Source organism: Fannyhessea sp. (assembly GCF_986145555.1).
This window is the reverse complement of sequence record NZ_CFRCNA010000003.1, coordinates 66144-85769: the sequence shown is the minus strand read 5'-3', so window position 1 is coordinate 85769 and position 19626 is coordinate 66144. Positions and strand designations below refer to the sequence as shown.

Here is a 19626-nt window from a genome sequence, read left to right as displayed (position 1 = left end):
GCCTCTCTTCCAGGCTCTGTTATCGTCTTTGGTATTTTGCTTTATTCTGCTCAACAATATGCCGACTTCTCAGGTGGTATCGATATGGTAGAAGCCACTTCTGAGTTTTTAGGTATTCCTATGCAAGCAAACTTCCGTCGCCCGTATTTTTCTATTTCACTGGCCGATTTCTGGAGACGCTGGCATATCTCTTTAGGTCTTTGGATGAAAGACTACGTATTTTATCCTTTAGCACTTACCCGTCCCATGAAAGCTTTAGGCAAGTGTGTAAAAACGCACATCTCTTCTCACTTAGGGAAAACCCTTCCTGCAGCCCTTGCCAATATCTTTGTATTCTTACTCGTAGGAGTTTGGCATGGTGCTGATGCACACTTTATTTGGTGGGGACTCTATAACGGTCTTGTAATTGCCACATCAGATATTGCAAAACCTCTTACCCAAGGCTTAGCACATCTTTTGCACATTAACCAAAAAACCCGCAGCTACCATGTATTCTCGGTTATTCGCTGCTTTATCGTGGTAAACATTGGCTGGTACTTCGACCGTATCTTTGATGCACAAACCTCGTTTATCTGCCTCTACAACACGGTGTTCTCGTTTCGCGCACAAGACTTTATTACAACCTTGCGCACTATAGGAATTCATCAGGATAAGATAAGTGCGCTGTGCCTTTCTTTTGTGATGTGGTGTATCGTTTTTGCAGTAAGTTTCTATCAAGAGCAAGGCCACGATATATTTACGTTTTTATCGAAACAATCGTATATTGTTCGTATCCTATTGTTTGCACTCTTTGGTCTTTTGATTACCTTGGCATGCATCTTTAATGTGGGAGGAGGGTTCATGTATGCAAATTACTAATAAATCCTCACAACATACGCCAGAGTCTACAAGCACGCCTAAAACCGTGAAAGAGTCTTCGTCCGCGAGCACGCCTTCGTGCTCACAAGTGCAACATGCATCATCAGCATTAAACAACAATAAAGACACAAAACATAAGCGCTTCTTTATACGTAAAATCAAGATTGCAATCTTATCTTGTGTTCTGCTTGGTATTATTGCAGTTTGTTATGCGCATATCTTTTCGTTATATGCTCCTTTGGCGCAAGTAAGCTGGAATGATTTTAGAGAAGCTCCCACGTGCGATACGGTTATTGTGGGATCTTCGTATGCACAGCGCGGTATAAATCCTCTTGTGTATGATGATGCGCGCACAGAACTTTCAGGCGAGCAAAATCCTTCTACTTATAATCTTGCAACGCCTGGTCAGGTTTTATCTTCCACCTACGATACGGTGCTTGAGGCTATTGAACATAAGCATGTTAAACGCGTTATCTTGGGTATTGGTTTATATTCTCTTGATAATCCATATAACGTTCGTGCCGAAGTACCCTATCTTTATGCACGTTATCAACATGATCCCATCACGCTTGCTCAAAAATTGGGGTCACTTGCGCTGCGAAAAGAAACATTTGGTGCAAAGGACTCACTGAATGTTTATTTTCCTTGGGTATTTACACCTGCGCGCACGCCACAGGCGCTTTATTATAACGTGATGTCTCGTTTGACTCACGAACCTTATGGCTTAGCAGCTCAAAAGGTAACGAAAGATTGGACGTATGGCGGACGAGGTTATGGTAATTATAACTGGGCTTTGGAAGATGGAAATTATGATACGTCAGCTCAAGTATATGGTTGGCCTCGTCTTAATCAAAAGAGCTTTGAATATCTAGAACAAATTGCCCGTCTTTGCCAAGATCGTGGTGTTTCGTTCATCTGTATAGCCACACCTCATCCAGCGTTTGATATTGCGGCATTTGGTTCATTTTATCCAAAAACCATGCAGCGCGTACGTGATATTGTTGAGGGTGCCAATGGTGTATATCTTGATTGTAATATGTGTAAAGAGGGTGTTCTTTCATTTTCGCGTTCGGAGTTTGCCGACTTTGAACACTTAAATACAGCTGGTGCCCAACATTTTTCGCGTTACTTGGCTAAACTTATATATCGTATAGATATGCACGAAGATGTTTCGCAGGATTTCATTTCGTATGACGAATGGGATACTTGGATGAAACAGTACAAGGCAACGAAGGGTAACTCATGAAGTGCGTTTTAACTTGGTTGGAGCAATCTGCTGCACAAAGGCCGCACCATTGTGCGGTAAGTGATCCACATCTGTCTCTTACCTATGAAGAGCTCTTACACGCAGCACAAAGTTTTGGTACGTATTTTGCAACAGCAGATCATGCTGCTGCGCGCCAATCTATTGCTTTTTATCTCGAAAAAAGCTCGTACGCGCTTGCTGCTATGCTTGGAGCGGTGTATGCAGGAGATTATTATTCGGTTCTTGATACACGACAGCCTGTTGTTCGTATTCACGAGATATGCCAAACGCTTAATCCACAGGTAGTTGTTACTGACGATGAGTTTTATGAGCAGGCTTTAGCACACATAGATACAACGCGTTATAAGGTTGTTCGTTTATCCGAAATATTGGATACCGCAATAAATACTGACGTTTTAGCTGCATGTCAGCGTGCGCTGTGCGATATCGATCCCTTGTATGTTAATTTTACCAGTGGATCTACGGGAAAGCCCAAAGGCGTTGTTGTTTCTCATCGTTCGGTTATTGATTTTATTCCAATATTTACCTCTACGTTTCATATGGATAGCGATGATATTTTTGCCAATCAAGCTCCCTTTGATTTTGATGTGTCGGTAAAAGATATTTATTCTGCGCTCTACTTGGGTGCAACGCTTCAAATTATTCCTCGTGAGTATTTTAGTGTTCCTACCAAACTTATGGACTATCTGGTAGAGAACAAGGTAACTACGCTTGTTTGGGCGGTAAGTGCCTTGTGTTTTGTATCAATTATGAATGGCTTTGATTATAAAGTTCCTACCACCATTAAGCGTGTGCTGTTTTCGGGCGAAGTTATGCCGATAAAACAGCTTGCAAAGTGGCGTAAATATCTTCCTGATGTTACCTATGTTAATTTATATGGGCCTACAGAAATCACCTGTAATTGCACCTATTTTGTGGTTGATCGTCCGTATCAAAAGGGCGAAGTTATTCCTATTGGCAAGCCATTTGATAATGAGCGTGTGTTTTTGATTGCTTCGCGTGACGAAAACGAGGATAAAGCGTGTGCGGTTGCGGATGAAGACGCTCTTAACAGCGGTGATACTCGTGAATATCAAGTTACCAAAGCAGGTGTAGAAGGCGAAATTTGTGTGAGCGGAACGGCACTTGGTTTGGGCTATCTCAATGAGCCTCAAAAGACCGCTGCTGCGTTTGTACAAAATCCGTTACAAAACAGCTGGTTAGAGCCTTTATATCGTACGGGTGACATGGGCTATTTTGATTCTTGCGGAAATCTTGTATATACGTCGCGCAAAGATCATCAAATTAAGCATCTTGGTCACCGCATTGAGCTTGGTGACATTGAGGCTGCTGCCATGAATATCGATGGGGTAGAGCAGGCGGTTTGTACCTATGATAGTAAGCGTCATCGCTTGCACCTGTTTTATATGGGTACGGCTTTGCACTCAGATGTTGCAGATGCACTTCACCACAATTTACCTCAATTTATGATCCCTAATACACTTGAGGCGCTTGAGAAGTTGCCCCTTACTAAAAACGGTAAGGTTGATCGTCAAGCTTTAATGAAAAAATAAGGAAACGATATGGATATACAAGAACTTGCAACAATTGCACAAACATATGCCACGCCCACCTATATCCTTGATGAACAGGCTTTTAAGCAACGTCTTGAGCATGTTAAAAAGATTATGGGTACTTCAATTGATTTGTGTTATTCCATTAAGGCCAATCCTTTTCTTTCAAAAGCTGCACAAGCATGTGGCTTTCAACTGGAGGTTTGCAGTCCTGGCGAATTGGAAATCTGTAAACGTTTGCATGTAGATCCAAAAGCCATTGTGTATTCAGGTGTTTGCAAACAAACGGATGATATACAAGCTGCGCTGCGTTACGGTGTGGGCGTTTGTACAGCCGAATCGGTTTTGCAAGCATTGCTTATTGAACGCGAAGCGGCAAAGTTAGACAAGCAAGGCCTGCTTTCAAAATCACCTGTACGCGTTTTATTGCGTCTTAATGCAGGTAGTCAGTTTGGTATGTGCCAAGACGATTTGGAGCACCTTATAAATAATCGCGCTCAATTTATGCATTGTTCGTTTGTGGGTATTCATTATTTTGTAGGAACTCAGCGCAAAAAACTTACGCACCAAGAAAAAGAATTAGTTCGTTTAGAAGCGCTTATCGATGAACTTGAAAGCAAATACAATTGGAAATGCCAGCGTTTGGAATACGGCCCTGGCCTTGCATATCCCTATTTTATCGATCAAGATGCCTCTGATACGCTTTTGCCTGCAAAAGAGCTTGCACCTGCCTTGCAACGAATAGCAAATCGTGTACCACTGACGGTTGAAATGGGGCGTTTTTTTGCAAGCGCATGTGGAACCTACCTTACGCGTATTGTTGATATTAAGCATGGTCAGGACACAAAAACAAACTATGCATTTATTGATGGCGGCATTAATCATGTGTCTTATCTAGGTCAAATGATGGGGTTAAAATGTCCGTCTATCATCAATGTGAGCCAGCAACAAGCAACGTGTCTTGATGCGTCTACGTGCGAGGATGAGGCGAAGTCAAAATCGGCTTTATCTACGCAATCGCAATCTACGCCTGAAGAGCCGCAGCCTTTTGCACAGACTGATGAGAGCAAAGGCGGACGTTTTACCAGTTCATGGACGTTATGCGGGAGCTTGTGCACTACTTCGGATGTTTTGGTAAGAGAATATGAATCTTCGCTTGGTTTAAATGATATACTTGCTTTTCAACATATAGGTGCGTATTCTATCACCGAGGCAATGTATCTGTTCTTAAGTAGAGACATGCCTCGCATTGTCATTCGTAAAGCGCATGGTGTTTACGAATTGGCACGTGATTTTATACCAACAAATGTATATAATTGTCCGCAAAATGCGGATAAATAGTGATCTATCTCAAAGGAGCACGTCATGGATGACATTACACTTGATGCAGTAATTGCAATGCTTTCTGATATCAATGATGAGGTTGATTTTTCTACCGAGGACAAGTTGGTAGACAATAGAATATTGGATTCTTTTGACATCCTCTCTGTTATCTCCGCAATTGATGATGAGTTTGATGTTTCTGTTCCTGCAAAAGAGATCGTCCCAGAAAACTTTAATAGTGCGCAAGACATTTACGAAATGATTGTTCGTTTAGCTGATAGCGAATAGACTTGAGCATGGCCGCTCAATAGCCAATCATGAACGAATAAATTGTATGCGCATTACAACAAAATTATGCGTGCACGATACGCATGATTGAAAGCTCATCTCTGTTGTAGTTATGCGGTGCGCTAAATTGGTTGTGCTTGTGCTAGTTGGCAAGTTTTGTGCAAGTTACGCGTGAGTTTTAAGCACGCTATCATATGTATGATAAAACCTCCCAAAGCCTTTGTGTGACTTTGGGAGGTTTTTTGTGTGAGGGAGCTTTTCGTATGAGACATCATAGGGTTTATGTATCACTACCTCGTGCGTTTATAGGTATGGCATTAGCTCTTGTGTTTGCGTGGTATGGATTTACTACAACACCGTTGTCGTATGTTCTACCTGCGCAGATGCAACCAGCATATATGCGCCGCGCTCCACAAGTGCGCCTTTCTCAGCCTACGCAGTGGTCTGGCGAGCATTATCCCGATTATGTGCGCGTTGTTTCGGGTGCATATATTGATAGCGATGTGCCTGTGGGTGCTGTTGTGTACAGTCCGCTTGATGCGTATGGTAGAGCCGTAAAAGTTGAGGGTTGCGTAACGTATGACATGATGCAGCACGGCAGTAAGCGTCAACGAGAAGAGCTCCCTAATCCTAGTGGTTGGGGATATAACAAAAAGGTTGCCATAAAGTTGCCGCAGGGTCGTGTGTATCATGGCTGGTTTTGGAATAGAAGCCATATGCTTGCAAAATCATTGGGTGGTGAGGAAAAGCTTGAGAATCTTGTATGTGGCACGCGTATGCAAAATGTGGGTGCTCACGACGATAAAGGAGGGATGGATTATTGTGAGGCAAAAACTCGACTGTGGCTTAAATCACATCCAGATGGATATGTGTACTATATTGTCACAGCACTTTATAGAGCTGATGAACTAGTTCCACGGAGCGTGGTGGTTGATATGCTTTCAAGCGACCACACAATCAATGAAGAAGTGGAAGTTTATAACACGGCTTTAGGATACGAAATAAATTATAGTGACGGCACATTTAAGCAAAAATCCGAATGATACAGATATTATCTACGTGATAGGTTGAGTGTTGCTATTTTGCGGCTTACGAGCTTTGTTGTGCGTGTGCCGTATACGCTGTGTATGCTGTGTCCGCTGTGGTTTGTAGCACTATTGCGCAACATAGAGCTTGATAGAAGCTCCTTTTGTCTTTAAAGTTCCTGGTGCAGGGTCTTGGGCAATGACGGTACCTTTTGCAGCTTGGGAATTCTCTTCGTATTCAATGCGGTCTTTAACAAAAAATGAGGTGTCAGCAATTGCTTTAAGTGCGTCTTGCTCGGTAAGTCCTATAAACGACGGTACTTCGCGTGAGTCTTGGCTCAATTTTCCAACTTTGAGGATTACGGTACTTCCACGCATAACGTTTTCGCCTGAACTTGGTGTTGTTGCAATAACCTTTCCAATTTGGTCGTTAAGGGTAGTTGTCTGTTCTTCCACTTTAACGTTAAGATTTTTGCTTTGTAGCTCTGCTGTTGCTTCATCTACTGAAACACCTACATAGTTATCCATGGTTTGACCTTTGAGGATTCCAAAGCATTGGGTAAGAATGGTAGATGAAATAAGGATCGAGCAGACAAGTGCAATTGCAATTGCTTTAAGAAGAAATGGCAAGTCTTTAAGCTTTTGAACTGCAGATTTTTGCATAGTTGTCATGTCTTGATAAGTAGCAGGAACGTATAAATCACTTTCGGGTATCTGTGCATCGGTATATTCGTGAGTTGGAACTTCGGGAGTATCTTTTATATGCTTTCTGGTAAATAGATTGTCGTTTCCAATTTCAAATAAGGCATGTAAATCATGGGTAAAATTTTCGCTCATAGATTTTTTAGATTCATGCGCATTGCTTAAATCAACAATGGTGTGGCTGTGAGATGGCATATGCATATGCGGAAGATTTTTTAGCATATGTTTTTTAGAATTGCTCGGCAATGATGTTCCCTTATGAGCCCTACAGATACCGTGTGTTGCATAAAACACCTTACATATCATACGAATAATTATAAAACTATGCAAGTTATTCTATAAGGTATGTGAAGTGATCTAGAAATATTAGATGAATACCTTGATGGTCTATATACATACGAGCCCGCGCGTAAACTTGCCTCTTATAGGTATGACCCGTATAATCTTTGATAGATGACCACGCAATCTAGGTGTTACAGGTTATGATATAAGACCATGATTCACAATGTTTGGTGTACGTTCAGAGGTATTTTGCAGGATAGGGGGTAGCGATGTCGGGCTTTGCATGTTGTGATTGCATTTTTTGCAATTGTTCGCGCGATGAGCAAACGGGCTTGTATCATGCGGTCTGTTCAAAGGGTTATACGCTTGCTAATCCTCATGATATGCGCGTTCCCCAAAAATACTATGCACCTACGCCGCGTGTATTTGTTCCTGTAACCGACCCTTTTGGCCAACAATACTTTAGAACACATGCAACATGTGCGCAGTTTCAGCGACCTATGGACGCTGAGCCTTCCCACCATTTTTGGGATGTTATGCGCTTACACGGTAAGCGTTAAGTGTGCGCACTTTCACTTATTTTGTCTCGATAATTTTTTCTCTATCTTTGATGTCTTGCGTGCAATGAGGACAACGTAGTGCCTTTTGGTCAATTTTTTCGTAGCACAAAGGACAACGTACAATTGTTTCGGGTTTTTCGTCAAGTGAAATTCCTATAAGTTCCCCTCCTGCTTTCTTTAAGGTATTGATGCCTTTTACCAGCAAAAATACGATAAACGCCACAATAAGGAAATTGATAATTGAACTTAAAAATGCACCAAAATCTATATGTGTGCCCGGAACTACCAGACCTGAAATAGTGGTTTGTCCTCCTGTAAGAAAAACTATGAAGGGGTTGATGATGTTATTTACCAAAGAATTGACAATTGAGGTTAAAGCGCTTCCGACAATGACACCAACAGCCATGTCTACGACATTGCCTCGCATAATAAAGTCTTTGAATTCTTGTATAAATTTTTTCACGTCATCAACCTTTCACGTTGTTTATGCACGCAGACATTATAGGGTCTGACCAGTTTCTGCTAATTCAGTGAGTATTAAACGTGTCTGCAATCAATATCGCTATCCAAACAGATGGTAACAGGGCCATCATTTATAAGATGTACCTGCATATCTGCACCATACACGCCTGTTTGACAGCGGATATGATGTGCTTGTATGCACGCACAAAAATGCTCGTACAAGCTGCGTCCCTGCTCAAATGCTGCTGCGTTGGTAAATGAGGGGCGCCTTCCGTGGCGACAGTTGGCATACAGTGTAAATTGGCTTACAGCTAAAATTTCACCGTCAATGTCTTTAATCGAGAGATTCATTTTTCCGTTACCGTCGTCAAAAATCCGCAGACCCAGCGCTTTATCGCAAAGAGCTTCAACGCTTGCACGCGTATCATCTGATCCAATTCCTACCAAAATCATAAGACCTTGTGCGCATTGACCCACTATTTTATTGTCGATTTCTACGCGAGCTTCTTGCACGCGTTGAAGCACCAATCGCATATTAACCTCATGTCTATATTACTAAGCTATACCCTCAAATTATAAGTTGTAAAGTGCGGTAAATTTTTGCGTAAGATAGTCTAGGTAGTACGTAGTGGTAAGCGCTTCACCGCTGGCTTGTTCGATGAGCTCATGTGGCGTGCGACTACGACCATAGCTCCAAATATGGTCTTTAAGCCACAGGCGAATAGGAGCTAAATCACCCGAGGCAAGCACGTCGTCCCATGCAATACCAGAAGCGATCATAGCGTGCTTAAGCTGTGCGCCAATGGCGTCACCTACCGCATAGCCTGGGAAATAGCCTAAATATCCACTTGACCAGTGCATGTCTTGAAGCGCTCCATGAGCAGGATCGTTTACCTCTACGCCAAGATACTCTTTGTAGAGTTTATTCCAGGCAGCAGCTACGTCTTCAACATCTAAATCACCTGCAAACAGCTGCTTTTCAATTTCGTAGCGAATCATAATATGAAATGGATACGTTAGTTCATCGGCATCCATACGAATAAGCCCTGGCTTTACCGCGTTAGAGACTTGCCAAAACTGTTGCGGTGTAACGCGTCCAAGCTGACCTTGAAAATGATGCGCCATTAAGCGCAAAATGTGTGGTGCAAAGTTGCGGTCGCGCGCAATGTAATTTTCAAAGAATCTCGATTGAGATTCATGAATACCATAGGATGTGCCGCCTTTAAGCGATGTGCAGTCATAGGCGGGATTAACACCTGTTTCGTAGAGTGTGTGCCCACCTTCGTGAAACATCGAAAAGACATTTGAGAGCACATCATGCTCATGGAGATGAGTTGCAATAATGCCGTAATTAATTGAAGGAGCATCTGAGTAGGGGTGCTCGGTATCTACGATGACCACATGGTTTTTATCGAGACCCATAAGATTAATAATGTCATGCGCAAGCAGACGCTGTCGCATAATATCAAATTTACCTGCAAAAAGTGAGGTATTTGGCCTAAAACCTTTATTTTGTTTGATCAAAACATCGTGGAGCAAAGGTGCAATTCCCGATTTTACTTCTTCAAAAAATGTGTCCAAAAACGCGTGAGTTGTTCCGTGTTCATATTCATCGAGCCACACGTCATAGGGGTCTTTTTTACTATCGCGTGCCTGTGCAATTTCTTTCATCATGTCAATAATTTGCTTCAAATAAGGAGCAAACATTTCCCATGAATTTTGTGCTTTTGCCTTGTGCCATGCGTCATCGGCTATGCACGTAAGTTCTGCAAATTTTTGTGCAAGCTCACGTGGAACGTCCACAAGTTTTTGGCGGTCATGCTGCAAAATGGCAACCTGCGCTTTTTGCGTTTGCGTCAAAACAGCGCTTGGACAACTAAGTCGTGCCAGCAGGTCTGCTGTTTTTTGTGAACACAGTAGGTCGTGACGTCTGTTTTCAAGCAAACTTAACACTTTTGAACGAGTTTGAGCAGCTCCTTGTGGATCTATGGACATACCAAACCCTGCAATTTCTGCAGAACAGTAACGTGTTACAAAAAGATTTTGCTCAAGCTGGTTAAGCTCTTCTGCGTCGGCTTTAGGATTGGTAAGCGCAGCGCCTAAATCTACAGACGTATCCTTTGTTTTGGGATCGGCAGACGCGGTGTTCAAATCTTTGGCTGACTGGTCAGTTGCTATAGTTGTACTTAATTGTTGTGTTTCATTTGCATTGTCCATGATGTTTCCTTTGTTTGCATGCTCATGCATCAGTCCGATTAAACGTAATTCATTAAGACCTGTTTGTATTATATCGTAGTGTTATTCTCAAGAGGAGCCCGAACGCTTTCATGCACGAAAAACTTGTTTTCACTTTGAGCAGATGTAAGCTATTTACCTGCATATTTTAACGTGAACGGTATGAGATTTTCTCTGACGTGCACAGGTAAATATGTTTCGGAAAATATGTTACTATCAAAATCTAAGGTATGTAGTTGTTGGTAAAAAATCTAGGGGCTCATGTGCTCGGATTTTAATGTTTGCCAACATACTATAGATATTACATATCCCACGTTTGTTAGGAAGTGATTGTATGGCGGAGCAAAGCTTTGACATAGTTGCTGCTACAGGTTGCCCTAGCGGTATTGCTCATACCTATATGGCTAAAAAGGCACTTGAAGATGCAGCAGCTGCAAAAGGCCTCACCATAAAGGTCGAAACTCATGGACAGATAGGAGTCGAAAACGGCTTAACCGCTCAAGAGATTGCATCGGCAAAAGCTGTTGTTATTGCTGCTGATAAAGACGTTCAAGAAGAGCGTTTTGCTCACAAACCATGCGTTTCGGTAGGTGTTTCAAAATGTTTAGATGTTGATGCAGCCCAAGCGTTGATTGATCGTGCGTTATCTGCTCAGCCAAGGGTTGTACATGAAGATGCTGCTTCAGCTCAAGCTGCCACAGCTGCACCTGCAGACACTTTTGAAGAAAAAGAGTCTATTGGACACATCATTTACAAGCATTTGATGAATGGTGTGAGCCACATGCTTGTTTTTGTAGTAGCTGGTGGTGTTTTAACTGCTGTTTCATTCTTATGGGGAATTACATCATTTAGTTCAACAGCTCCCGATTATAATAGCTTTGCCGCTATGCTTAAGTATATCGGCGGTATTTCGATGGGCTTAATGGTTCCTGTTTTATCAGCCTATATTGCAGAATCTATTGGTAAACGTCCTGCATTGGTACCAGGCTTTGTAGCAGGTATGATTGCTATTCAAGGTTTGCCTGTAAGTCCAGAAGGTTTAATTGACGCAGGCGGCCATGGTGTTGGCTTTGGATTCTTAGGTGGTATTATCGGCGGTTTTCTTGCTGGTTATGTTATTTTAGGCCTCGAAAAACTGCTTTCGGGTCTGCCGCAAAATCTCAATGGGCTTAAAGCTATCTTTTTATATCCCTTGCTTTCTACCTTCATTGTTGGATTAGTTATGCTCGGAATTTCTGGGCCTATGTCTGCTATCAATATTGCAATGATGAACATGCTTAAAAGCCTGTCAACATCTGGTCCTATTGTGTTGGGCTTGGCTATTGGTTGCATGTGCGCTTTTGATATGGGTGGCCCTGTTAATAAAGCTGCTTACGTTACGGGTACGTTCTTCTTAGGCGAAGCTCTTGCTGCAGGTATTGGTACTGATACCTATGCATTTGGAACAAACTTTATGGCTGCAGTTTCGGCTGCGTGCATTGTTCCTCCGTTAATTACCACCTTTGCCGTTGTGGTAGGCAAGAAGTATTTTTCACAGTCCGATCACGATGCTGGACTTGTTAACTTTATCTTGGGTTGTACGCACATTACCGAAGGTGCAATTCCTTTTATGACTAAAAACATTTGGCCGGTTATGCCCATTATGATGCTTGGTTCTTCTATTGGTGCTATAGGTTCTTTGTTGTTTGCAGTGCACGACCCAGCGCCTCACGGTGGATTTTTGGTATTGCCCGTAGTTGATGGTGGTCTTTGGTGGGTACTTTCTATTGTTGTTGGAGCAGTTGTAGGCGGTATACTTTATGTAATCTTTAAAGCTTACGAGTACAAAAACAACGGTAACAAGGTACTTTCATAGGTGTTGTGTCTTGTGCGTAAAGCTTTTGTGGTGTCTTATAATTCGTACCATTAAGGCTCAAGAGCTTATAAGTATTTGCTATAATTTGTAGGAAATATAAAAAGTGGCTACGTTTTGTGTGTCATACAAAAAGATGTGCAAGTCTTGTATAGTCTTATGTGTATACACACCGCTTATAAGATAAGGGGCATAAATATGGGCGATTTTGTACAATCTTCACATGTCTTTCTGCAAAATTCTTCAACAAGCGTTGATGAAGTTTTGGCATTTCTTGCAAAGAAATCCTGTGAGCTTGGCGTTGCTGATGATGAACAAGGTGTTCTTGATGCATTTAAAGCGCGCGAGGCAGAGGGTACCACAGGCATGATGGATGGTTTTGCAATTCCTCATGCAAAATGTGATGCTATCAAGCAAGCAACCGTGCTTGTTGTTAAATTTAGTGGCAATGTAGCATGGGAAAGCATGGATCAAAAGCCTGTTCGTGCTGCTATTGCGCTGTTTGTTCCTTCCAAAGAGGCAGGCACTACTCATTTACAACTTCTTTCTAAAGTTGCTGTTTTGCTCATGGACGAAAAATTCCGTGCTTCTGTTTTGGAGAGCGAAGATCCAGCTGCAATTGCTGCGATCATCAACAAAGGACTTGAGGCATAACAGAGCTTTACTGCATTGGTCTATAGTAAGTTATTGCGCATGTACCGTGGTGTACATGCGCTTTTTTGTAGCTATCTTTTTTAGTTTGTGCACTTTTATCGAGCATTTGAGTAAACCATTAACCATGGTAAAGGCATGTGTATACTAAAGGAAAAGCTCTTTACGCGTTGAGCTTGTGTTGAGCTTGTAATAGAGGTGAAAGAGTTTTATCACCAAAGATACTATACGTTGCTATAAAAGGTCAGGTTGCTTATGAATTCGAGTGAATGTGATGCATCGAAAGATCAGTCGACGTGTTCTGCAGTTGCAAATCTTGAGCTTCTTTGCTTAAACCCAGAATTTCACCAAAAAATTTGGGGTGGACGTCACCTTGAAACCGAGTTTAATTACGCTATACCTGATGGTCGTATAGGGGAGTGCTGGGCCATTTCTGCACACCCTCATGGGGATTGCAAACTTTCGGCAGGTCCTCTTGCAGGAAATACGCTTTCGCAGGTATGGGATTCGCATCCTGAGCTGTTTGGCAATATAGCCTCTGATAGATTTCCTCTGCTCATTAAAATTCTTGATGCCGAAGACGATTTATCCATACAGGTGCATCCAGACGATGCTTATGCACGTGTCCATGAGCACAATTCTTTAGGTAAAAGTGAATGTTGGTATGTGTTACACGCCAAGCCGGACGCAACCATTATTGTGGGTCAAAAAGCGCATTCACGCGAGGAATTTGCTCAATTGGTAAAGCAGGGTGCATGGAAAGAGGTGCTTAACGAAGTACCAATTCATGAAGGCGACTTTTTCCAAATCGATCCAGGATGTGTTCACGCTATAAAAGCTGGAACCATGGTATTAGAAACTCAACAATCAAGCGATATTACTTATCGTGTCTATGATTATGATCGTCGCCAAAAAGATGGAAGCCTTCGTGAGCTTCATATGGAAAAAAGTTTAGACGTTATCAACTACCATGCACCGTTATTGTCTTCGGGTGCCGTGCATGCTCCCGAGCATGATGGAGTCACCACACTGTGTGTTTGTCCTCGTTATACAATTTTACGCATACGAGTACATGGAACACATACGCTTACTCAATCGGCGCCATTTTTATGTGTCAGCGTTGTTGAGGGTAAAGGAAGTATCGCAGGTCTTTCTGTTAAACGTGGATCTCACGTCATCGTGACGGCATTGTGCTCAACGCTGCAATTGGAAGGGGATATGACGCTTATTGCGTCACATATCTAAAAAAACTTTATATTGGTGTTCCTAATTTAAATAATACATGTTAGTATGGTAGTGTTATTAGCTTCCTTAGCTCAGTTGGATAGAGCATCGGTCTTCTAAACCGCAGGTCAGGCGTTCGAATCGCCTAGGGAGCACCAGACTTTAAGCATGGACTTATGCATTTGTTTGTTATATGCATAAGTCCATATTTTTTAGGAGTTTCTCGTTACATTATGTATATTATGAGTCATAATAAAATACGAATGTGTAATGGAAGGAGTTTGCGTTGATTTATACAGTTACCCTCAATCCTGCGATTGACTATGTTATGCACCCTGTTAGTTTGGACATGGGATTTACTAATAGATCTTCAAGCGAAGAAGTTTATTGCGGTGGTAATGGTATTAACATATCAACGCTTTTAAACGAACTCAAAGTTGTTAACGTCGCCTTTGGTATTGCCGCCGGATTTACGGGCGACTATCTCATTAAAACGCTGCAAGATAATGGCGTCTCTGCTAATTTTGTTCGTCTTAAAGAAGGTTTTACACGTATTAATGTAAAGCTCAACGGCATTGTTATGACTATGTGTAATGGTATGGGCCCTGTCATTACTCCCGATAAAGTAGACGAGCTTCTTGAGCGTCTAGAATGCATTGCACAAGGTGATACACTTATTCTTACGGGCTCCATTCCAAAATCACTCCCTGAAGACATGTACGACATTATCATGAAACGTCTCGAAAATAGAGGCGTACGCTTTGTTGTGGATGCACCCGGTGCATTGCTCTTAAAATCACTTCCTGCGCATCCATTCCTTATCAAACCCAATAATCACGAAGTTGGTCGTATTTTTGACGCCTCGCCTGAAACACCCGAGGATTGTATTCCCTATGCGCAAAAGCTCCACGATCAAGGCGCGCAAAATGTTATCGTTTCTTGTGGTGGTCATGGATCGCTGCTTATTGATGAACATAACGAAATTCATATTTGCCCAACGGTAAAAATTAAGCTTGAGAACGCAACGGGTGCTGGAGATTCAATGGTTGCTGGTTTTGTTGCAAAGACTCAAGCAGGAGCTTCTTACGACGAAGCATTGCGCTTTGCGTCTGCATGTGGTACCGCTACTGCAGCAAGCAAGGGCATTGCAAATCGCGCAACGATCGATCGCATTAGTGCAGAACTTGATGCACTTATTGCGAATAAATAATAGAGTAATTTATTTTTAATAAATTGGTATTGTTCTAGGTTATTCATATGTGCCGGCCACAAGGAGGATTTGCATGTTTGAAGGAATTAACGCATCTGACGGTTATGGTATTGGAGTTGCACAAGTTGCAGTTGCTCCCGATTTATCGTTTACCCCTACCGCACCAACAGATTTAGCGGCAGAGAAAGAGCGTTACGCACAGGCGTTACAAAAATTTATCGATCAAACAAACGCGCAAATCGAGCGTATGACGCGTACGGTTGGTAAAGAATCTGCAGCTATTATGGGTGCTCACATTGAATTTGCAGAAGATGATGGAATTAAAGAAGCTATCAATTCTTCTATTGATTCGGGCATGTGTGCAGAGCAAGCAGTAAGCGAAGCATATGATATGTATTTTAATATGTTTTCAAATATGGAAGACGAGCTGTTCCGCGAGCGCGCAGCCGATGTTGCCGATGTTAAAACTGGTATTTTGGCAGACTTGCTTGGTAAAGAGGTCGTTGATTTGTCCAGCTTGCCCGAGCACTCTATTGTAGTTGTGCACGAGCTTACGCCGTCTATGACAGCAGATATCGATAAGAAAAACGTAGCAGGTATCATTACCGAAACAGGCGGCCGTACTTCTCACTCCGCAATTATTGCGCGTGCTTTGGAAATCCCTGCAGTTCTTTCGGTCAAAGATGTTACAAAAACCATTAAAACAGGTGATATGGTAATCGTTGATGGGTCTCGTGGTCGCGTTATTGATGATCCAAGCGATGCTGAACTCACAAAATATCGTACTAAAGCTGCAGTGTTTGCAAGCGAAAAAGCTGCGTTGGAATCGTATCGCGGTAAAGATACGGTTACAGGTGATGGTGATAAGGTTCTCCTGGTTGCCAATATTGGTAATCCCGATGACGCCAACGCTGCTGTTGAACATGATGCCGAAGGCGTTGGTCTTTTCCGTTCCGAATTTCTTTTCATGGACGCTCCCGAGCTCCCAAGTGAAGATCAACAGTTTGCTGCGTATCAAAAAGTAGCACTTCGTATGAAGAATCAGCCTGTTATCATTCGTACGCTTGACGTGGGCGGCGATAAAAATATTCCTTATTTGCACTTGCAAAAAGAAGATAATCCATTTATGGGATTCCGCGCCGTTCGTTATTGCTTAAACAATGCCGACCAGTACAAGGTTCAGCTTACAGCTTTGTTGCGTGCGTCTGCTTTTGGTGATATTAAAATTATGTTGCCGCTTGTTACCTGCCTTGACGAGGTTCGTCAAGCTCGTGCGCTCGTTGCAGAATGCATGGAAGACCTTGATCAACGCGGTATTGCCTATAACAAAGATATCGAAATTGGTACCATGATCGAGACTCCTGCCGCATCTCTTATTGCCGACAATCTGGCAGAGGAGTGTGACTTCTTCTCTATTGGTACGAACGACTTAATTGGTTATACTATGTGCGCTGACCGTGGAAATGATCGTGTTGCATATCTGTATGACGTATATCAACCGGCAGTCCTGCGTTCGCTTAAGCGTATTATTTCTGCTGGTAACGAAAAAGGTATTATGGTTGGTATGTGTGGTGAAGCTGCTGCAGATCCACTGCTTATTCCGGTACTTATTTCGTTTGGCTTAAATGAGTTCTCGGTTAATCCTCCTTCAATTCTTCGTACTCGTCGTATTATTTCTGCGTGGACAAAAGCAGAGGCCGATGCCCTTACCGAGAAAGTTATGTGTCTTAAGACCGCAGCCGAAGTTAAAGCTGCACTTCAAGCTGCTGCTCGTTAAGCTCTTTGCAGCGTGCAGATTTTGCGCGCGTATAAGTCCCGATCACATATAGTGTCGGGTTTGTAAGATATAAAACCCCTAAGAATATTTGTTCTTAGGGGTTTATTTTTCGCTATGAGCGCGTAGACACGCGCTTATATGCGGTTGCTTTTAGGCGTGTGTTTCATCCCAATGCGCAACATAGGCGTCAATTTCTTGTAGGTATAAAGCTTTTCGCTCGTTGGAAATCCAGCTCATTCTAAAGCTATTTTTAGCAAACTCAATAATATCTTCGCGCGAAAACACCCCACTTTGTGCAAGAACTTCGTAGTTATCGCAGATGTAGCCACCAAAATATGCGGGGTCATCAGAGTTAATGCATATTTGTACACCGCGATTCAACAAATCCTTAACTTCGTTTTGCTTAGTGTCGTTGCCACAGAAGGTATTAGAAATAGGACATGATGTAAGACCAACACCGCGCTTTGCGGCTAATTCAACCAAATCAGGATCTTCAACAATATTGGTTCCATGATCAATACGTTCTACATCAATTACCTCTAGGAGCTGCTTAATATGCTCTATAGAATCTTTTTGGTCTATATCGGCATGAGCAGTAACATGAAGCCCTAGTTCTCGTGCGGATGCAAATTGGTTAAAGAGTTTAAGTGGGGGATTATTGTGCTCGTCAGAATCAAGGCCAACACCTATGAGATGATCGGCAAAGTCTTTAAAAGCTTCCATGGTAAGACGTGCACTTTCGGCACTAAAATCGCGCAGGAAGCACATGATAAGTTCTGCGTCTACGCCTAACGCGCGTGCATCGCTACACGCACGCAGTAAGCCGTATAATACATCTTGAATATCAACTCCACGTGAGGCATGTGCTTGTGGGTCAAAAAACATCTCAACATGGCGCACGCTGTTTTCCTGCGCTTTGAGCAGGTATTCCCATGCAAGGTCATAAAAATCTTGCTCGGTTACCAGTGTTTTCATGCCTTCATAGTACACATCTAAAAATGAAGGAAGATCAGAAAAATTATAGGTATTTCTAATTGACTCAACATCATCAAATCCAATATCAATGTGGTTACGCTGTGCAAGCTTAAGTTTAAGCTCAGGTTCAAGCGTTCCTTCTACATGCAGATGAAGCTCTGCCTTAGGCAGGCCTTGGATGAATTGACGCGAAATTTCGTGTGCCATATAAACCTCCGAGTTTATGGGTAATGACTTTGGTTACCATGTACTATATTTTAATGGATAGAGTGAATAGCTTGCATGTGTTTTAATGCGTTTTAAGTGCAGAAGTCGCTATAACATAGCAAACTGGAGCGTATTTACTTCCTTACCAACGGCATTGAGCGGGCACAATAACATCAAGCTCATGTGGGCAAATGCTAACTTTGTAGCTTTGGCCTTGGAATACTTCGCCATCTGTTTGACAAGGTACCAGCGGGTCACTAAAACTTACTTCAAATGAGGTAACTTCGGCAGTGGTGATAATGCTTGAATGCGTGTGTAAACCTGTTCGCGCAAGTCCAAAAAGCGCCAGTAAATGGGGAATCGAAGGACGTTTAGTATTAAAACACATGCTCAACAAACCATCGTTAGGCTTGGCGTCAGGGCAAATCATAAAGCCGCCGCCATAGGTTGGACCAATATTTGCTACCAGTACAATGCAAGGCAAGTCATAGCTTTGATTGGTGCTTAAACTAAGATGCGCTTGATACCCTTTATGTCCGCGCGCCATAATTTTGAGGCCTGACGTGGCAAATAATGCAGAACCTTCTTGTTTTGCATGGTCAGCACGGCGAATTGTAGTATCAACAGATACGGCAGCATCTAAACCAAAGGAGAGGGTTTCCATAAAATAGGTAGATTCTCCCTGCTCATTAGTAATTTTTCCCAAATCAAAGTTGCGGTGATGTCCAGAAAAAATTTCGGCCAGCGAGGTATCAGGAGCGTTATAAGTTGCGTTTAAGGTACGAGCAAAATCGTTGCCCGAACCCATAGGAATAACCGCGAGTGTAGGGCGCTTATCGCGAGGAATGTTCATGAGACCGTTTATAGTTTCATGGATAACACCATCGCCGCCCAGAGCAATAACCGTGTCGTAGTCGCACGCGTCTTCTGCCATCAGCGTGGCATCCTTTGGACCTTTGGTAAGCAACATTTCAAAAGAAGTTGAGATGGAAGAGTACGAATTAAAAAATCTCTGCGCGCGCATTGCCGCCATGCGGCCCCTTCCACTGTGTGAAGCGGGGTTTGCAATAACGAGTGTTCGTCCCAGATTAAGATTAGGCATAACTCTCCCTTGTTGTTTGCTTTACCTTTTATTTTAGCCGACTTTTATAGGTATGAATCATGAGTTTTCTATT

General features: G+C 42.6%; 18 protein-coding genes and 1 tRNA gene. 13 read left to right on the top strand and 6 right to left on the bottom strand.

The window, feature by feature from the left end; genetic code table 11:
- From AC5GD6_RS01385 to AC5GD6_RS01360, 6 genes are all read left to right on the top strand, one after another.
- On the top strand, positions 1 to 858 hold an 858-nt coding region (locus tag AC5GD6_RS01385), incomplete at its 5' end, for an MBOAT family O-acyltransferase (RefSeq protein ID WP_491846077.1).
- Positions 845 to 2104, top strand: coding sequence for a hypothetical protein (locus AC5GD6_RS01380; protein WP_491846076.1), 1260 nt, complete (start codon positions 845 to 847; stop codon positions 2102 to 2104). The genes AC5GD6_RS01385 and AC5GD6_RS01380, both read left to right, overlap by 14 nt.
- Complete coding sequence (locus tag AC5GD6_RS01375; RefSeq protein WP_491846075.1) at positions 2101 to 3678, top strand: amino acid adenylation domain-containing protein; 1578 nt, start codon at positions 2101 to 2103, stop codon at positions 3676 to 3678. The genes AC5GD6_RS01380 and AC5GD6_RS01375 overlap by 4 nt, the downstream gene beginning before the upstream one ends.
- A 9-nt stretch (positions 3679 to 3687) precedes the next feature.
- Positions 3688 to 5019: a diaminopimelate decarboxylase family protein gene (locus AC5GD6_RS01370; RefSeq protein ID WP_491846074.1), complete on the top strand. Its 1332-nt coding sequence runs from the start codon at positions 3688 to 3690 to the stop codon at positions 5017 to 5019.
- 24 nt (positions 5020 to 5043) lie between these two features.
- On the top strand, positions 5044 to 5289 hold the full coding sequence (locus tag AC5GD6_RS01365; RefSeq protein ID WP_006302549.1) for an acyl carrier protein: 246 nt from the start codon (positions 5044 to 5046) through the stop codon (positions 5287 to 5289).
- A 263-nt stretch (positions 5290 to 5552) separates the two neighbouring features.
- Positions 5553 to 6332: a DNA/RNA non-specific endonuclease gene (locus AC5GD6_RS01360; RefSeq protein WP_416454022.1), complete on the top strand. Its 780-nt coding sequence runs from the start codon at positions 5553 to 5555 to the stop codon at positions 6330 to 6332.
- Positions 6333 to 6443: 111 nt separating this feature from the next.
- Here AC5GD6_RS01360 and AC5GD6_RS01355 read toward each other — a convergent pair whose 3' ends face one another.
- Positions 6444 to 7262 (bottom strand): PASTA domain-containing protein, encoded by an 819-nt coding sequence (locus AC5GD6_RS01355; RefSeq protein WP_416432147.1) that lies wholly within the window; start codon positions 7260 to 7262, stop codon positions 6444 to 6446.
- A gap of 305 nt (positions 7263 to 7567) precedes the next feature.
- Between AC5GD6_RS01355 and AC5GD6_RS01350 the strand changes: the two genes are divergently transcribed.
- A complete protein-coding gene (locus AC5GD6_RS01350; protein WP_061102866.1) occupies positions 7568 to 7858 on the top strand; it encodes a hypothetical protein in 291 nt (96 codons plus the stop codon).
- A 16-nt stretch (positions 7859 to 7874) separates the two neighbouring features.
- On the opposite strand, the gene mscL is transcribed toward AC5GD6_RS01350, so the two are convergent.
- From mscL to AC5GD6_RS01335, 3 genes are all read right to left on the bottom strand, one after another.
- Complete coding sequence (gene mscL, locus AC5GD6_RS01345; RefSeq protein ID WP_006302553.1) at positions 7875 to 8321, bottom strand: large conductance mechanosensitive channel protein MscL; 447 nt, start codon at positions 8319 to 8321, stop codon at positions 7875 to 7877.
- A 74-nt stretch (positions 8322 to 8395) separates the two neighbouring features.
- On the bottom strand, positions 8396 to 8854 hold the full coding sequence (dtd, locus tag AC5GD6_RS01340) for a D-aminoacyl-tRNA deacylase (protein WP_006302554.1): 459 nt from the start codon (positions 8852 to 8854) through the stop codon (positions 8396 to 8398).
- A gap of 39 nt (positions 8855 to 8893) precedes the next feature.
- Positions 8894 to 10537: a carboxypeptidase M32 gene (locus tag AC5GD6_RS01335; protein ID WP_491846073.1), complete on the bottom strand. Its 1644-nt coding sequence runs from the start codon at positions 10535 to 10537 to the stop codon at positions 8894 to 8896.
- A gap of 352 nt (positions 10538 to 10889) precedes the next feature.
- Between AC5GD6_RS01335 and AC5GD6_RS01330 the strand changes: the two genes are divergently transcribed.
- The 6 genes from AC5GD6_RS01330 to ptsP all read left to right on the top strand — a co-directional run bounded on the left by AC5GD6_RS01330 (position 10890) and on the right by ptsP (position 17269).
- The gene (locus AC5GD6_RS01330; RefSeq protein ID WP_491846072.1) at positions 10890 to 12410 is read left to right on the top strand and encodes a PTS fructose transporter subunit IIC; all 1521 of its coding nucleotides are present in this window, start codon (positions 10890 to 10892) and stop codon (positions 12408 to 12410) included.
- A gap of 195 nt (positions 12411 to 12605) precedes the next feature.
- The gene (locus tag AC5GD6_RS01325) at positions 12606 to 13061 is read left to right on the top strand and encodes a fructose PTS transporter subunit IIA (RefSeq protein WP_276770427.1); all 456 of its coding nucleotides are present in this window, start codon (positions 12606 to 12608) and stop codon (positions 13059 to 13061) included.
- 252 nt (positions 13062 to 13313) lie between these two features.
- Complete coding sequence (locus AC5GD6_RS01320) at positions 13314 to 14303, top strand: type I phosphomannose isomerase catalytic subunit (protein ID WP_491846071.1); 990 nt, start codon at positions 13314 to 13316, stop codon at positions 14301 to 14303.
- A 60-nt stretch (positions 14304 to 14363) separates the two neighbouring features.
- A tRNA-Arg gene (locus AC5GD6_RS01315) sits at positions 14364 to 14440 on the top strand.
- A 128-nt stretch (positions 14441 to 14568) separates the two neighbouring features.
- Entirely contained in the window at positions 14569 to 15492 is a 924-nt protein-coding gene (pfkB, locus tag AC5GD6_RS01310; RefSeq protein WP_006302559.1) for a 1-phosphofructokinase, read from the top strand.
- A gap of 73 nt (positions 15493 to 15565) precedes the next feature.
- Positions 15566 to 17269: a phosphoenolpyruvate--protein phosphotransferase gene (gene ptsP, locus AC5GD6_RS01305; RefSeq protein WP_061102871.1), complete on the top strand. Its 1704-nt coding sequence runs from the start codon at positions 15566 to 15568 to the stop codon at positions 17267 to 17269.
- A gap of 150 nt (positions 17270 to 17419) precedes the next feature.
- Here ptsP and add read toward each other — a convergent pair whose 3' ends face one another.
- Together add and AC5GD6_RS01295 are read right to left on the bottom strand one after the other, a co-directional pair.
- The gene (add, locus tag AC5GD6_RS01300) at positions 17420 to 18451 is read right to left on the bottom strand and encodes an adenosine deaminase (RefSeq protein ID WP_491846070.1); all 1032 of its coding nucleotides are present in this window, start codon (positions 18449 to 18451) and stop codon (positions 17420 to 17422) included.
- Between the two features lie 142 nt (positions 18452 to 18593).
- Positions 18594 to 19553, bottom strand: coding sequence for a diacylglycerol/lipid kinase family protein (locus AC5GD6_RS01295; RefSeq protein ID WP_276770418.1), 960 nt, complete (start codon positions 19551 to 19553; stop codon positions 18594 to 18596).
- Between the last annotated feature and the right edge of the window lie 73 nt (positions 19554 to 19626).

Bases quoted from the DNA above. Each gene is read 5' to 3' on its own strand.
- AC5GD6_RS01320 (WP_491846071.1), top strand. From the start codon at position 13,314: ATGAATTCGAGTGAATGTGATGCATCGAAAGATCAGTCGACGTGTTCT.
- AC5GD6_RS01375 (WP_491846075.1), top strand. From the start codon at position 2,101: ATGAAGTGCGTTTTAACTTGGTTGGAGCAATCTGCTGCACAAAGGCCG.
- AC5GD6_RS01370 (WP_491846074.1), top strand. From the start codon at position 3,688: ATGGATATACAAGAACTTGCAACAATTGCACAAACATATGCCACGCCC.
- dtd (WP_006302554.1), bottom strand. From the start codon at position 8,854: ATGCGATTGGTGCTTCAACGCGTGCAAGAAGCTCGCGTAGAAATCGAC.
- AC5GD6_RS01325 (WP_276770427.1), top strand. From the start codon at position 12,606: ATGGGCGATTTTGTACAATCTTCACATGTCTTTCTGCAAAATTCTTCA.
- AC5GD6_RS01295 (WP_276770418.1), bottom strand. From the start codon at position 19,553: ATGCCTAATCTTAATCTGGGACGAACACTCGTTATTGCAAACCCCGCT.
- AC5GD6_RS01350 (WP_061102866.1), top strand. From the start codon at position 7,568: ATGTCGGGCTTTGCATGTTGTGATTGCATTTTTTGCAATTGTTCGCGC.
- AC5GD6_RS01380 (WP_491846076.1), top strand. From the start codon at position 845: ATGCAAATTACTAATAAATCCTCACAACATACGCCAGAGTCTACAAGC.
- AC5GD6_RS01330 (WP_491846072.1), top strand. From the start codon at position 10,890: ATGGCGGAGCAAAGCTTTGACATAGTTGCTGCTACAGGTTGCCCTAGC.
- AC5GD6_RS01365 (WP_006302549.1), top strand. From the start codon at position 5,044: ATGGATGACATTACACTTGATGCAGTAATTGCAATGCTTTCTGATATC.
- AC5GD6_RS01335 (WP_491846073.1), bottom strand. From the start codon at position 10,537: ATGGACAATGCAAATGAAACACAACAATTAAGTACAACTATAGCAACT.
- AC5GD6_RS01360 (WP_416454022.1), top strand. From the start codon at position 5,553: ATGAGACATCATAGGGTTTATGTATCACTACCTCGTGCGTTTATAGGT.
- ptsP (WP_061102871.1), top strand. From the start codon at position 15,566: ATGTTTGAAGGAATTAACGCATCTGACGGTTATGGTATTGGAGTTGCA.
- add (WP_491846070.1), bottom strand. From the start codon at position 18,451: ATGGCACACGAAATTTCGCGTCAATTCATCCAAGGCCTGCCTAAGGCA.